The organism is Pseudoalteromonas sp. XMcav2-N (assembly GCF_024124545.1).
GTDB lineage: Bacteria > Pseudomonadota > Gammaproteobacteria > Enterobacterales > Alteromonadaceae > Pseudoalteromonas.
On the sequence record NZ_JAMXSF010000002.1, the window covers coordinates 185,937 to 200,968 of the forward strand.

The following is a 15,032-nucleotide window of genomic DNA, read 5'->3' on the forward strand; positions in this document are numbered from 1 at the left end:
TTTTGAAGAACTTATTCGCCTTAACCTTTGCAGCTCAACTTTGTGCACTCTGGCCCTCGGTCTCACATAGCGCGGATTTTGCATCCTATGCGCAACAGTTTCCATTAAAAGGGAAAAAAGACTTCCGCACAGCTCTTGAAGAAGGCGAAGCGCTCCTCGCAGAACCTACTCTGACCCCAGAGCAGCGCACCTTTGTCCTGCACAGAACCGCTTTGCACCTGGTTCGGCTCGACGATTATGACCGCGCTCAGGTCAGACTGGATGCATTAGAATCACATTTAAATGCCCACCCTGATGACTCTATGCTGGGGAAATATCATTGGGTACGCGGTGACCTGGCATATCGCCTGAGCGATAGCCAAACTGCTCAAACGCACTTTCTGAAAGCCAGCGAGTTCTTTTCGCGCACTCAGGACTGGCGCATGCTCAGTCATGCCCATCGGATGGTCGCCAATGCCGTAGCAAAAGGCAGTCCGGACCTAAATGCAATTGAGCATGTCACACTCGCCAAGCACTATGCTGAGTTAGATAACAACATTCCGCTGCACAATGCTGCATTTGATACCGAAGCCCGCATATATAAGCTCTTTGGCCAGTTAGACCGAGCACTGGAGAGTCGCCAGGCCCAGCTCACCTGGCTTAAAAAGCAGGCAACCCCAGAGCCAGCTATGTTGTCAGCCACGTATTATGGCCTTGCTGATATATTCGTTGATTTTGGCGATCATCAGGCGGCACTGGATGGATTTTCGCAATCCTATCGCTTTGATGCACAAGTTAACGATCGCCTCTATATGGGGCAGAATCAGATCAGAATTGCAGAACAGTATTTGCAACTGAATGACCTGGATGCCGCTGCAAAGGCATTTGAGCGAGCCAAAGCACTTAACGAGGAAATTAACCACAAGCGCAACCTCGGTTGGGCCATTGCCGGCTTAGGTCGTGTGCAATTAGCCAAAGCAGATTACCCACAGGCGGCCAGTTTAATTGGCCAGGGTTTAGCATTAATCAACCCAGACACCAGCCGAGCCCTGTACCTGAACAATCTCGTCTGGTATGCCAGCGCCTTGAGCCATCAAAGCCCTGTTCAGGCCATTGAACAACTGACGCCTTATTTCACCGCTACCGTGACTGATACTATGATTGAAGCAGCCAAAGTGTTGGCGTTTGCTCATCAGCAACAGCAGAACTTTAAAGCAGCCCTGACCTATCAGACACATGCCACTGCACTGCTCAAACAACAAACTGAGCAATCCAGACTGACCCGGCTGGCAGCGAAAAAACGCGATGCCGAGCTCAATTTAGAAACACTCAAAGTCAACCAGCTGCAAAGTGGACTGGATGAACAAAAGCGTCAGAGCAGAATGCAGAGTGTTGTGCTCGCGGCAGCCATCATCGTATTGCTGAACTTTTTCCTGATGTTTTATCTGTATCACCTGAAAAAGCGCAAAGTGATGGAGAAAGAAGCCACAGTGCTGAATCAGGCATTGACACTCAAACAGCAGCTACTTGCTGACGTATCACATGAGCTGCGAACGCCCCTGACCGTGCTTAAGCTCAATATTGAGGCGCTGCAACACAATTTGATTACCGATCCGGGCGCCACTTATCAGCTGATGCAAAGTCGCCTCTCAATGCTCAATACGCTTATCGCCGATATTTATGAACTGGCGCAGGCTGATACTCACAGTTTACAACTCGACTTGCAGACCTGGCCGGCGCGCGAGCTATTTGATGAATTACTCAGTGGTATTAAACCCTTAATAGAGCAAGACGACTTAATTCTGACGACAGACAACCGCCTGACAGACACCGATCTCATTGTCTGCGACAGTAACCGGATGCATCAGATTTTCAATAATCTGGCACGCAACAGCTGTCATTATAGTAATAAGCCGGGCCGCGTCAGCGTGACAATAGCCCGACAAGAGAGTCTGTTGGTGTGCCACTTTGACGACTCCAGCCCCGGTGTCAGTGATGAGGATCTGCCCCGCCTTACCGAGCGCCTTTATCGATGCGATAAATCTCGCAGTCGTGATCTTGGAGGGTCAGGGCTCGGGCTCTCTATCTGCCAGAAACTCACTGAATTACATCAGGGCACACTGTCTTTATCGCACAGTGAACTGGGCGGGCTAAGGGTAACACTCACCCTTCCTCTGAATACCTAAGCAAATTGGTATAATGCCTCGTTGATCTGCACAGCTGGTCAACTTCCCTTTCGTACAGTTTTACTTTTGAGTAATTCATACTACCTTGAAAAACATCATCGTCAGAGTGCAATACACTTCTGGCAAGGTGTTTGTTCCATTTTTTCAATCGAACCAATTAATTTAACCCATTATACAAATGAATCGGTGTAGCTGATAATGGCTCCATCGAAATCAAAGGAGACACACATTATGCTAAACAATATCGAAGGTCAGACAGTTCCACAGGTTACTTTTCCGGTACGTGAAAACGACGAATGGAAGAACATCAGCACAGATGACCTGTTCAAAGGTAAAACTGTTGTGGTTTTCTCACTACCAGGTGCGTTTACACCGACCTGTTCATCAACTCACCTGCCACGTTACAACGAGCTGGCTGGCGTGTTTAAACAAAACGGGGTTGATGACATCGTCTGTATCTCGGTTAACGATACTTTTGTGATGAACGCCTGGGCCAAAGATCAGGAAGCCGAAAACGTCACCCTTATCCCTGACGGAAACGGTGAGTTTTCTGAAGGTATGGGCATGCTGGTTGACAAAAAAGAGTTAGGCTTTGGCAAACGTAGCTGGCGTTATTCTATGCTGGTCAAAGACGGTGTGATTGAAAAAATGTTCATTGAACCAGACGTGCCAGGCGACCCGTTTGAAGTATCAGATGCAGATACTATGCTTGAGTACATAAACCCAGAGCAGGTAAAACCTGAGCCTGTCTCTATTATCACTAAGCCTGGATGTCCTTTCTGTGCCAAAGCAAAAGCACTGCTGGATGAAAAAGGCTTGGTTTATGAAGAACTGGTATTAGGTCAGCAAGCGACACTGACTAGCCTTAAAGCGCTGTCTGGCCGCGAAACTGTCCCTCAGGTATTCATTGGCGGCAAGCACATTGGTGGCTCCGACGACTTAGCGGCGCACTTCGCTTAATGTCTGTGCAGGCTTAATTACAAGCCTAACAACACATCTGTAAAGGGGCGTTACAGCCCCTCAATACTCCCCCTTGCTCAGAGGTAAAACATGAAACAACTTGAAACTGACGTCGTCGTCATTGGTGCGGGCACAGCTGGGCTCAGCGCCTATCGTAATGCCAAACAATCTACTGATAATGTGTTAATGATCGAAGCCGGTGCATATGGCACTACTTGCGCACGTGTCGGCTGTATGCCCAGCAAGTTGTTGATTGCAGCAGCAGAAGCAGCCCATAGCGTCACTGAAGCGCCAAAATTCGGAGTCAATACCACGCCCCCCGACATCGATGGTAAAGCCGTGATGGCAAGGGTGCGCAGCGAACGAGATCGGTTTGTTGGCTTTGTACTGGAAGCTGTGGATGAACTGCCCGAGCAAGACAGGATCAAAGGGTATGCACGCTTTTTGGATGCGCATCGAGTTCAGATCGACGACCATACCGTGATAACAGCAAAGCGATTTGTGATTGCAACCGGCTCAAGGCCGAATGTACCGGGATTCTTTCAAGCATTTGGCGATCGCCTTATTATTAACGACGATGTCTTCGACTGGCACGACTTACCTGGGTCAGTTGCGGTATTCGGCCCAGGCGTCATTGGTCTTGAGCTGGGTCAGGCACTGCACCGACTGGGCGTTAATGTGAAGCTCTTTGGGGTAGGGGGTAACATTGGACCACTCACAGATCCGCAAATTCAGGATTATGCCAATACCGTGTTTGCAGAAGAGTTTTATGTCGACAGCGACGCCAAAGTGTCTGATATGAAACAGGTCGGCAACAAAGCTCAGCTCACCTATATTGACCGTGATGGCAAACCGCAGACAGAGCAGTTTGATTATGTGCTGGCTGCGACGGGCAGGGTGCCGAATGTCGACAAACTGGGCCTTGAAAATACCGGTATTGAATTAGATGAGCGCGGTGTGCCGCTGGCTGATTCACATACAATGCAATGTGGTGAAAGCCATATCTTCATTGCCGGTGATGCCAGTAACCAGATCCCGTTACTGCATGAAGCCGCCGATCAGGGCACCATTGCCGGTCAAAATGCCGGGCGTTTTCCGGATGTGCGTAATGGTCTGCGACGTGCACCGATTGCAGCCGTATTTAGTGATCCGCAAATCGCCATGGTCGGAGAGAGCTTTAAACAGCTGAACGAACGATATGGCAAATGTGGCTGCTTTGCGATTGGTGAAGTCAGTTTTGAAAACCAGGGCCGTAGCCGGGTCATGCTCAAGAATAAAGGCTATATGCACCTCTATGCAGAACAGGGAAGCGGTTTGTTTTTGGGCGCCGAGTTCATAGGTCCTGCCGCCGAGCACATGGCGCACTTGCTCGCCTGGGCTGTACAAAATAAGATGACAGTACCTCAAATGCTGGAGATGCCTTTTTACCATCCAGTCATCGAGGAAGGCTTGCGTACAGCGCTGCGCAATCTTAACGCCAAACTTAAATTTGGTCCGGATATTGTCCAGCACTGTATGGAGTGTGGCCCGGGCGCATAATACATATCCGGCAGTCCAGTCTTATCCTGATTGTAAACTGCACACAAGTCGTGCCGATAAGGTTTATTGCTCATCACCTTATCGGCTTCAATGTTTTCCGCATGTCCTTAAATCGCATTCAGAGCCAAAGTGGTTACTCTGTGAATTAAGCAGTGGTACCATGAGTACCTCTTTTGTTCCACTATTCATTCAACAAGGGACCACCCGTGATACAGAGAATTGATACCAAACAACGCATGAGTCGCATCGTAAAACACAACGGCACTATTTATTTATGTGGTCAGGTGTGCAAAGACGCAGAGCAGGGCATTAAAGAGCAAACCGCCACCATGCTTGAGAAAGTCGACGAGCTGTTACAACAGGCAGGCAGTGATCGTCAGCATATCCTTTCTGCAACAATTTACATTAAAGACATGAAGTACTTTAGTGACATGAACGAAGTGTGGGACGCCTGGGTTCCTGAAGGCCATGCACCTGCGCGCGCCTGTGTGGAAGCTGCGATGGCCCGGGAGGCTCTGTTAGTAGAAATTTCAGTAATTGCGGCCGAGATCAACCCCAGCTAAAGCAGCTTTGCTTTACCGGGCGCTACAAACGAAAAGCTTGGTCTGACTGAGCTTTATACTGGCCACCAGGCATTGCGCCCTGACACATTTAGTGTATGAAAAATACACAAAAATCACATCTAAGATTCATTGTTAGTTCCTATATTTGATGCGACTTCATACGGAGTCGGAAATTATCATAAGGAAATATCATGAAAAAACTATCTCTATTAGCTGCATCAGCAGCACTTGTTTTATCTGCAAGCGCGAATGCCGCGCACTGGTGTGAAGCCTTTATTGAGCGTGTAGTACCAAACTCAATGGGCATTACAGTCTATTCAACCAGCGCTTATGACGGGCGTACACTAGATGTCATGTACAAAGATTACGACGACAGCAACTTCGGCGGCATCTATATGCGTGCTCTGGATGCGCAAAAATACCGCTACAAGGTTCGCCTTTACCCTGTAGAAGCAAAAGGGGAAGAGGATGGTGCGCGTTGTGACGATGGTGTCAAAGACTATCTGCGTACTATTTACCGCCCATAACACCTCGTATAAAGAGCAGGCTTTACCCAGCCTGCTTTTGTGACCCTGTGACTATTCTCCCGTTGCCTTAAACGCAGCGTTGGTACGTACATATAACAACACTTGCTGGTCCGCTGAAAAAGACATGTCTACAGGCTGGTGAGCTGTCACAAAACTGCCTGCGTGCAGCACCTGTCGAGCATTTTCCCGCTCGAAATTAAGCTGCCCCTGGATCACCACCGCTTTAAACTCGGTGCCTTCGCTCGACAACGTCATTTTCGTATTCGCAGGTAAGCGCAACAACACACCTGACAAGCTGCTTCTTTGCCACAGATTGGCCATTTCTATTCCGTTACCGCTCAGCTGAGCCGAGGTACTCTGATCCAGCCAGGTCAGGTTATCATAATGAAGGTTAACGGGGCGTTCACCATTGTCGAACTGCTGAGCAGATGGCTTCACCAGATAGGGGCCACTGTCTATCTCCAGATAAATCATATTCGCTGGCGCACTGGCTGAGGTAATGTGATCTTCACCGGCAGGCTGGGTCCAGAAAGAACCCGACGGCATCCACATGGCTTTGGCAGTGGGGTCGTCATTATGTAGTGATCCCTCAATCACGATACCGCGGTAAGACACATTGTGAATATGTGGTGGCGATGAGAAACCTGGCTCAAACCTGACCAGCATCCCGGTAGCACCAGAATCTGTTCTGTCACCCCACAAGTTGGCCGCTCTTGGGCTTTTGTCACCCCGTGCAGGATTAAGGTAACCCCACTCTATTTGCTCAGTGCTGACCACCTTAACCTTGTCTGCAGTGGTGTGTGCATCAGTAGCCAACACAGCAACTGGAATAAACAGGGTCCCAGCCAACAGGCTGTTGAGTGTATTGAGTTTTACCACGGTTATCGGTCTCCCAGAGCAAGCGCAGATTTAATAAGCAACGCGTGTCATGGTAGGCCCTATTGAACAGACAATAAACTGGCTAAAGATTGAAAGATTATCAACAAAACAATGACAATCTTGCTAATAACTGTGCTTTTAACCCCTTTATCTACTGATCAACGTTATAAATTTGCTAAAGTCACCAGATACACCATTACAAGGACTCAATATGTTACTCAGAGGCGTGCTGTTACTGCTCACCTGCTTAACCTGGGCTACTCAGGCATTAGAGGTCGAGGATATTCGCTTTCATACACAAAAAAACACCCTCAAACAAATTCTGGTCCAGTTTGACCAGGATATTGCTCAGCCGGGACAAGTACCGAGCCACGCACAACTGACGCATATCACTTTGACTGATCAATACAAGCAGCAGTGCCGTTGGCGCTATGTAGCATTCAATAAGCTCAGTTGTGATATACACACAAAAACCAGTGCCTATAAACCAGTAAAAGTGCGTGTTGAAACCGGATTTCCTGGGCTGCACTCTCAGTTACAAAATGACCGAACAGCAAAGTGGCACAGTGCCAACTGGCCCGTTTACATAGAAGAGCGTGAAGAAAAGCAGCTTCAGCTGGTTTACTCTGCTGACACAGAAACAGACAAACGCGTTGTATGGGATATCACGCACTCGCTGATCTTTAAGCTCAATGGTCAGTCTATTGTTCCAACGGCACGACATTATGAGATACCCGGCTCAAGGCGAAGCTATCAGCTCAGATTTGACTTTGCTGAGTCGATAGATAACGGCAAGCTGGAGGTTGCATTGCCTGCTGGTTTTCAGCCAACAGAAACGCACCTTGCATTACCGGCCTCACAACCTATTCACTCCCCGGAGCAACGCCCAGAGCCTGAGGCCGAGTTTAAGGGGCTATTTTGTGCAAAGCCTTTCCCCACAGGGCCATTCTGGCAAAACGCTTTTAAAGCGCTCCCTCCTGAAGAGGCAGGCTCCTGTGCCCCAGAAGCACTGGCACTGGGCTTTACCCACAGGGTAGAGAAATTTTGGCTAATGGAGTCTGTCATATCAGCATCGATTGCCACGCAACCTGTGATAATCAAAGGCAACGCGCGTGAAAGCCACGAAAGTGACCTGTACTATTATCCCATCGCACTCAAAGGGGAAACGGACTACCAACTGGATCTCAGCGCACTGCGTTCAGACTCAACAGGGCATCCGTTTAAAAAAGCAGGTATGCTGATGCTGAGTACAGGGCCCAGTAGCCCTTACTGGCATATCAGCGAGCAATCAGGCAGTGCTTATCGGGCACGTACCCCTGCGGCACTGTCTCTGAGCACACGTAATACAGCAGATCTCTCAATTCAATTTTATCCCGTATTCGAGCTGGCGCAGCTGCATCACTGGCTACAGACAAAAGATAAATCAGAACTCCTTATGCCCTTGTCAGATATGCCGCGTCATATGGATAACCAAATACATCAAACTAACTTGCCTGTCAGTGGCCATCTGAAAGACCGAAGTGGCATACTGTTTTACGATCTCCAAGGCCCGGGTTCGTCCTCTGTTTATGATAGTCAGATAACAGTACGTAAGCAGCAGCAAACACTGACTGCGTCAGACTTTAACCTGTCTGTCCATCATGGCTCCGGTATTACCCTGTACAACACGGAATTTGATACTGGTAAGGCCATCGCTGATGTCGATATTTACCTTGCCTGTGCGTCTTTTAGCGCGCCCAAATATCTTGGACAAAGTGATCAACAGGGGCTGCTTACGCTGCCTCCTGAACAGTGGCAGTCTTTACAGCCACAAAACAATGCTGACTGCTGGTTATGGGCCAGCAAAGACACCACACACGCCATGATGGCGCTCGCGCACCAATCTGCTCCGGCAATCAGTGGCGAGCTGCTTAAAAGCCAGCCCATTTATCAGCCCAATTCAGCCATCGACTTAAGTGTCGTTTTGTATCGTCACACCAGCGACGGCCTGCAACCTGTACTCAACAATATCGAGCTCACATTGCAAAGAAGAGGCTCCGAACACAAAGCTCGCCTTGCGCAACAGTCAGTGTCTGAGTTTGGGCTAAGACAATTTCACCTCCCCGAAGGCGTTGATAAGCAGGGCAGATATCATGTGCATGCCAAGGTAGCGGATACATCTCACTTTTTGGGTTCAATCTATGTCTCTGAGTTTATTCCACCTGAGATAGAATTTACCTGGCAACACCCTGACACAGCATATAAAGATCGGCCACTGAACGTCTCTGTGAGTGGCAAAACCATGAATGGATTTGATGCTGACAACCTTAGCGGTGAGCTAAAATACCGGTTTATTCGCTTTGGTTATTCAGATCTGCCCAGTGGCTGGCCACAAGAGTATGACTTTAGCAGCAGAAGGGAAAAGCCTGCGAGCCAGCGCAATAACGCCATTCCTCTAAGCACAAATGGCACGCTGTCTTCAGCTACTTTCACGCCAACTGAGACTTTGCCACTGGTAAAACTGGCTCTGTCTGGCAGAGTGGTCTCCGAGCAAGGCGAAGTACAATTTTTCAATCAGCAACTGACCTACTTATCCCGTGAGCACTACATTGGTGTCCGGGAACAAGACGGACAAGTACATATCATAGCCGTCGACCACATAGGCAACCCGGTGTCTGTACCGGCCTCTGTTCATATGGAAGTTTCAACCACAGAACAGGGCCAACAACGTAAAGAGCAGGTGTTGCTTTGTGAGATCCAGACACCCGCAACCTGTGCTCTGCCCGACAACGAGTCAACCTTTTTTTATCTGGATATTCGCAGCGGGAAGCAGGGTTACTTGTGGAGACGCACCGTTTCTCGCAGTGACTCTTCACCAGATGAAAGCGAATCGGTTGCACAATTCGGCTTAACGGGTAAAAAACACATAACGGCCCAAGCGGAATATACTTTCTCTGTAAACGCCCTCAGAAACGGCGAAATACTGGCTTTTATCACTGCCGGTGAGCATCAGTCGCTACGCACCTTTACAGTAAAAAAGGGAAGCAACGACTTAACTTTGCAGGTGCCTCTCAGCTGGCTACCCGGCTTTCGGATAACAGCCGTGATGCCTTACTCGGACCAACACCGAGAAGCGCTACATCAACAATGGCTGAGTGATGCCAGCGCCGTACAGGCAAAATGGCAAGCCCAGCCTCGCTTTACACGGGCGACTTCTTTGCCTGCTTTGCCAACCAAACCCGACATGCGCGGCCAGTTTGCCAGCCTTTCCGTTGAGGTGCGACCCGCTAACGCTTTGTCAATCAGGGTAGAGCACCCAGAAACAGTGGCAGCCAGTGGTCAGCTGGATATCAAGGTATCCAGCGATCAGGACGCGGATATTCAGCTCTGGCTGGTCAATGATGCATTGTTTAATATTGCCAATGCACAGGCAGGCGAGACACATCTCAATCGATTGTTTAACCGTGAAGGGTATCAGCAAAGCCTTATCAGTGACTATAACCTGAGTGACAGACTGGTTGCATCGCAATTTATCCAACAGCTGGATGAGCAGCTTTTTAAAGCTCAATATGAAGCAATGATGGCATCATCCAGAGCAAGGGTTGTCCCGCCAAATGCATTGTCTCAGGCTCTGGCAAATACCATCTGGCAACCGGTCATCCCCCTTAAAGCTAACCAGACAAAAACGGTCTCACTGCAACTGCCCCAGTTACTTGGGCGCTGGCGTGTGTTTGTCGTAGCCCTGAACACACAGAGTACACAGACGTATACAAACACCATCACCAGTCATGCGGGGCTGGAATATCACCTAACTCATGCAGCACATTTTATCCAGAGTGACAAAGCCATAGTCACCATTCGGGCAGAAAACCGACTGGGTAAACCATTACAGGATAAGGTACGACTCACACTCAATGATAAGACACTCGCAGAGCACGCCATTGAGGTGCAGGAGGCACGGTCGGTTGATGTCACACTCCCTGAGCTGCCACCGGGTGAATACATATTGCAGCTGCACAGCGAACGAATGGCATTCCCGCGACTTTCGGAGTTTAGGGTCAGCGATAGTAGCCGTATTGTGCAGCAGTCATGGCTGTTAGACCCTGCCCGCCAAAACACCGTGATACTGGCGGAGGGTGTACAGGTCGAATCAGCTGAAGCGCACTCCATTGAGCAGCTCGCCCCCAATTGGTCTGCACTACAGCAACACCATCAGCATTATCCTCATCAATGTTGGGAGCAAACGCTTTCCAGAGCATTAAGCTACAGTGTAAACCCCCTTGCCAGTGAACTTTGGCCAGAGGGAAAGCAGGCCCTCCAGCAGATGCTCACCAAGGGCGCAACTGAGAACTCAAGCTGGCAATTTGGTAAGGGATACGCTTACTACCCACACGCCTACCCAGACCCAATGTTGAGCGCCTATACGCTGCTCGTAAGTCAATGGCTCAATAACAGCCCCCTGAGTCTGACTATCGATAAAACAATACCAGAAGCCATAAGCCAGGACTTGCTTGAGGCATTACATATAGCAGAGCACCAACGGCGACCATTTGACGATGACAGTGCCGACTGGCAATGGTGGGCGCTGGCGCAAAGCCGACAGGTGACACTTGAGCAGGTACTCTCCTGGCGACACACCTTCGGTGTAACGGGCACTCGCAGTAATCTGTTACAACTATTGGCAATGAAAGCGCTCGGACACGAGCAGCCTGAACTGGAGCGTGCACTCACCCGGGTTCTCGACACCGGCTTTGAGGATCAAACTCTCAGTGCGCTGTCAGGTCCGTTGGAGCAATGTCTTGCTCTGCTGCTCACTGAGCGTGAGGCATTGAAAGCACAACTCAGTAAACTGGCCATCAGTCGTCAACACCGCCAGGGACATTTTGGCAATACGCTGAATGATGGGATCTGTGCGCTGGCCCTGCAAGACCACCAGCATAATGCAGCAGCCCCCGTATCATTGACAGCATCACCTGATGCTCAGAACAACGAATATAAAATAAAGACACCTTTGGCAGAGCCCTACTGGTTAACAGTGCAAACCCGTCAGCCTCTTTCATTGTCCAAGACGCAGAGTAATGGCCTGGATGTGACTCGACGTTATCATATATACAGCAATGACAAATGGCAGCCCTTTACAGGTCAGGCAATTCAGCCTGGCGATCTGATCAAAGTCACATTAGAGGTCTTTTCGGCTGATACACGAGCGCATGTCCTGTTAACCGATACACTGCCGGGCGGGCTGCGATTGCTCAATCCGCAACACAGCCATACTCAGTATAAAAACTGGTTAAAGGCGGACTCCCCGGATACCAGTCTGCTTATGCAACAGACATCACAAGGGGCACAACAAGTGCTCTGGCATCAGGCATATCTCAGCGCCGGGACGACAACGTTTGAATATCTGGCACAGGCACAGGCCGGTGGCAACTATCTGGCGCCGCCCGCCAGCGTTGAAATGATGTATCAGCCAGAGATAGCCGGAGACAGCAATGCACAGGAAGTGCTTATAAGCACGCGACCCTGAGCATGACTCCATCAAAACAAGCCAGATTGATAAAGTGGCAGACCTACAATTCACTGGTTTGCTTTGCCTCAGTTATATATTTCCAGTACTATGGAATTATATAGCTGAGGAGTACAACACTATGGATCTGGCATCAGCCGCAGATAAACTCGCCGAACTGGGGCACACAACCCGGTTGAGCATTTTCCGATATTTGGTGAAAGGAGGCATGCAGGGCGTCCCTGTTGGAGAAATACAGGCAGCATTGAATGTACCTGGCTCTACCTTGTCGCACCATATAAATCGCCTGGTTAAAGTAGGGTTGGTTAAGCAACGCCGAGAAAGCCGGACGCTTTATTGCGTGCCTCAATATGACGCCCTGATTGGACTAATCGGATTTTTGCAAGAGGAGTGCTGCGCCAATCAGGCCGATGAGCCCGGCTGTGATGATGTGTTATCACAAGACTGTGATAACACATAAATCGACACTACCTAAGAACAACAAGCGCCAGACTGAGCTTCAGATGCGCCGGGAAACCTCACCTGAACGCGCCTGGCCGCGGCTTCATTACCAGCCAAAGATTCAACAATCGAGCGGACCTGCTCATAACCGGTCAGCATCAGGAAGGTAGGCGCACGGCCATAAGACTTCATACCTGCAATGTAAAAGTGTGCATCATCATGGGACAGTTCATCGACACCATGGGCACGCACCGATCCGCAGCTGTGCAGGTTTGGGTCAATCAAAGGCGCAAGCTGTGACGGCGCTTCGACAATCTGATCCAGATCCAGCCTTAACTCTCGCAACATATCCAGATCAGGCCTGAAGCCAGTGGCAACGATGATGTGATCTGCCTGTATCTCAGCCTGGGTGCCAGCCACCAAATAATCGATGTCCAGTCCATGGTCAAAACGCGTGATTTGTCTGATCTCTAACTGAGGAAGCAGTTTTAGTGCACCGCGCTCAATCGCTTGTTTTGCTGCCAGCCCCAGCTGCTTACGAGCCGGCACTTTATCGTTAATACCTCTGCCCAGTAGTTTATCTATGTTGTTTTTTCGCATTCCCCAGATCACCTCAGTGCCCGGTTCAGCGGTTTGCAGTTTCAGTAAGTCCAGCGCAATATTCATTGCAGAGTGACCCGCACCTACGACCAATGTTCGCTTATTCATAAAGTCGCCTCGCTGCGCACCCAGAATATCCGGAATGCCATAATGCACTCTGTCCAGATTTGCCAGCTCACCCGGCACAGGCAGGCCATCTAACCCCAATGGATTAGGTGTTGACCAGGTGCCGGAAGCATCAATCACAGCGTCGCTATGCAACACCTGAATTCGCTGTTCATTGCGACTATGCACCGCGAAACGAGCACGGTCGCGACCTTGCGTTGTGTGCTTACTGATCCCCTCTTTCGACACTCCGAAAACCTCTGTGTTATAGAGGATCCCTTCAGCAAGCTCAGGCAGCTGCGACGCAGGTTGCAAGTACTGCTCAACCACCTCCTGACCAGTTGGGATAGCATTAAGATCGACGCCTGGCCAGCCATGTCGATTAAGCAAGCTTACAACCGCGTCGTCAATCATATAGGACCAGGGCGTAAACAAACTCACATGACCCCACTGGCGCATTGCCGCTCCGGCAGAGTTACCTTTTTCAATGATGGTGGGGCGTATGCCTTTTTCGACCAGTCTCGCTGCAGCGGCCAGCCCGACAGGTCCGGCACCAATAATAATGACGTCTTTGATTGGTTTCATATCAGATTACCTCTTGATTGAATGTGTCCAAGTCTCGCTGTCGTTCAGGCTCACAGCGCAAAAAGGACGTGCCATAATTTAAAAAATAAGCGTATACAGATATCCCGCAGTGATCGCCATCCCAAGCACGACACTCAGAAAAGCCAGGATCATCTGTGTTCTGAAGATGGATTTAAGCAAAATGACTTCGGTCAGGCTGGCACCCGCACTGCCAATGATCAGTGCCATAACCGAGCCCAGTGCCATGCCTTTTTGCACTAAACCGGCACTCAGGGGGATCACTGCCGAAGCACGAATGTAAAGGGGGATACCAATCACGGCCGCAAGGGGGATTGCGTACCATTTATTCTCACCGGCATACTCAACGATGAGCTCCGTCGGCACAAAACCGTAAATGAATGACCCTATGGTGATACCAAGCAACAGATAAGGCAGGGTAGTGCGAAAGTCTTTCCAGGTGGCGTGCCAGATCCGCAACCAGCGATTTTCTGCAGGCATAGCTGCCTCATTCGAGTTTTGCACTGCACAACCGCGCTTCTGGTTAACGGACGTTTGTGAGTCAGCAGGGACGTCTGCACAACCCGGTTTGTCTGCCTGATTAGCACTACAAGCAGATTGGCTGACCGCAGCCTGATAGGCTTCGTCCCGCACATAACGTTCAAACCCCAGCCGCTCCAGTGCATAGCCAGACACCACAGACGTGACAAGTGCAACGACAAAATAAAATAGCGCCACATCGAGGCCGAATGTCACTATCAATAACCCGATAACAATGGGGTTTAACAACGGGCTGGAAAATAAGAACACGGTAACCGGCCCAAACCCGGCGCGTGCCTGCAACAGGCCTTTGAGAAAGGGTATCGTTGAACAGGAACAAAACGGCGTGATGGCGCCCAGCAGCGCAGCAATCATATAACCTTTGCCTTTACGTGCACTCAGGTTTTCCCGGACCTTTTCTGGTGTGATGTATTCCTGCAGCACACCCACTAAATAACTCACTACAAGAAACAATACAGTTAATTCCGCAGCGAGGAACACAAACATATCGGCCGCTTCTTCAAGCATGACCTGCATTTCTGGTGACATACGTCTCTCCCGATCTAAACTTACATTTCTAGTATTATGGAAATATAAATTCAGATCAATAGTTATTTCTATAAAT

General features: G+C 49.6%; 10 protein-coding genes. 7 read left to right on the forward strand and 3 right to left on the reverse strand.

Annotation, left to right across the window (positions count from 1 at the left end):
* The first annotated feature begins 2 nt into the window (after window positions 1-2).
* The 5 genes from NH568_RS03695 to NH568_RS03715 all read left to right on the forward strand — a co-directional run bounded on the left by NH568_RS03695 (window position 3) and on the right by NH568_RS03715 (window position 5,754).
* Window positions 3-2,165: an ATP-binding protein gene (locus tag NH568_RS03695; protein WP_253044636.1), complete on the forward strand. Its 2,163-nt coding sequence runs from the start codon at window positions 3-5 to the stop codon at window positions 2,163-2,165.
* 231 nt (window positions 2,166-2,396) lie between these two features.
* Window positions 2,397-3,125, forward strand: a complete 729-nt coding sequence (locus NH568_RS03700) for a glutathione peroxidase (protein WP_054016353.1) — start codon at window positions 2,397-2,399, stop codon at window positions 3,123-3,125.
* A gap of 90 nt (window positions 3,126-3,215) precedes the next feature.
* Complete coding sequence (locus NH568_RS03705; RefSeq protein ID WP_253044637.1) at window positions 3,216-4,664, forward strand: dihydrolipoyl dehydrogenase; 1,449 nt, start codon at window positions 3,216-3,218, stop codon at window positions 4,662-4,664.
* Window positions 4,665-4,870: 206 nt separating this feature from the next.
* Window positions 4,871-5,227, forward strand: coding sequence for a RidA family protein (locus tag NH568_RS03710; protein ID WP_253044638.1), 357 nt, complete (start codon window positions 4,871-4,873; stop codon window positions 5,225-5,227).
* 191 nt (window positions 5,228-5,418) lie between these two features.
* A complete protein-coding gene (locus tag NH568_RS03715; protein WP_054016356.1) occupies window positions 5,419-5,754 on the forward strand; it encodes a hypothetical protein in 336 nt (111 codons plus the stop codon).
* A 51-nt stretch (window positions 5,755-5,805) separates the two neighbouring features.
* Here the strand turns inward: NH568_RS03715 and NH568_RS03720 are convergent, their stop codons facing one another.
* Window positions 5,806-6,633: a DUF4437 domain-containing protein gene (locus NH568_RS03720; RefSeq protein WP_253044639.1), complete on the reverse strand. Its 828-nt coding sequence runs from the start codon at window positions 6,631-6,633 to the stop codon at window positions 5,806-5,808.
* A 211-nt stretch (window positions 6,634-6,844) separates the two neighbouring features.
* Between NH568_RS03720 and NH568_RS03725 the strand changes: the two genes are divergently transcribed.
* Window positions 6,845-12,139 (forward strand): hypothetical protein, encoded by a 5,295-nt coding sequence (locus NH568_RS03725; RefSeq protein ID WP_253044640.1) that lies wholly within the window; start codon window positions 6,845-6,847, stop codon window positions 12,137-12,139.
* A 121-nt stretch (window positions 12,140-12,260) separates the two neighbouring features.
* Window positions 12,261-12,599, forward strand: coding sequence for a metalloregulator ArsR/SmtB family transcription factor (locus tag NH568_RS03730; RefSeq protein ID WP_253044641.1), 339 nt, complete (start codon window positions 12,261-12,263; stop codon window positions 12,597-12,599).
* Between the two features lie 11 nt (window positions 12,600-12,610).
* On the opposite strand, the gene NH568_RS03735 is transcribed toward NH568_RS03730, so the two are convergent.
* Both NH568_RS03735 and NH568_RS03740 read right to left on the reverse strand, forming a co-directional pair.
* The gene (locus tag NH568_RS03735) at window positions 12,611-13,870 is read right to left on the reverse strand and encodes an FAD-dependent oxidoreductase (RefSeq protein WP_253044642.1); all 1,260 of its coding nucleotides are present in this window, start codon (window positions 13,868-13,870) and stop codon (window positions 12,611-12,613) included.
* 78 nt (window positions 13,871-13,948) lie between these two features.
* Complete coding sequence (locus NH568_RS03740; RefSeq protein WP_138552997.1) at window positions 13,949-14,956, reverse strand: permease; 1,008 nt, start codon at window positions 14,954-14,956, stop codon at window positions 13,949-13,951.
* Window positions 14,957-15,032 lie beyond the last annotated feature (76 nt).

Coding starts and splice junctions, on each gene's coding strand:
- NH568_RS03700 (WP_054016353.1), top strand. CDS start 2,397: ATGCTAAACAATATCGAAGGTCAGACAGTTCCACAGGTTACTTTTCCG.
- NH568_RS03705 (WP_253044637.1), top strand. CDS start 3,216: ATGAAACAACTTGAAACTGACGTCGTCGTCATTGGTGCGGGCACAGCT.
- NH568_RS03715 (WP_054016356.1), top strand. CDS start 5,419: ATGAAAAAACTATCTCTATTAGCTGCATCAGCAGCACTTGTTTTATCT.
- NH568_RS03725 (WP_253044640.1), top strand. CDS start 6,845: ATGTTACTCAGAGGCGTGCTGTTACTGCTCACCTGCTTAACCTGGGCT.
- NH568_RS03730 (WP_253044641.1), top strand. CDS start 12,261: ATGGATCTGGCATCAGCCGCAGATAAACTCGCCGAACTGGGGCACACA.
- NH568_RS03735 (WP_253044642.1), bottom strand. CDS start 13,870: ATGAAACCAATCAAAGACGTCATTATTATTGGTGCCGGACCTGTCGGG.
- NH568_RS03740 (WP_138552997.1), bottom strand. CDS start 14,956: ATGTCACCAGAAATGCAGGTCATGCTTGAAGAAGCGGCCGATATGTTT.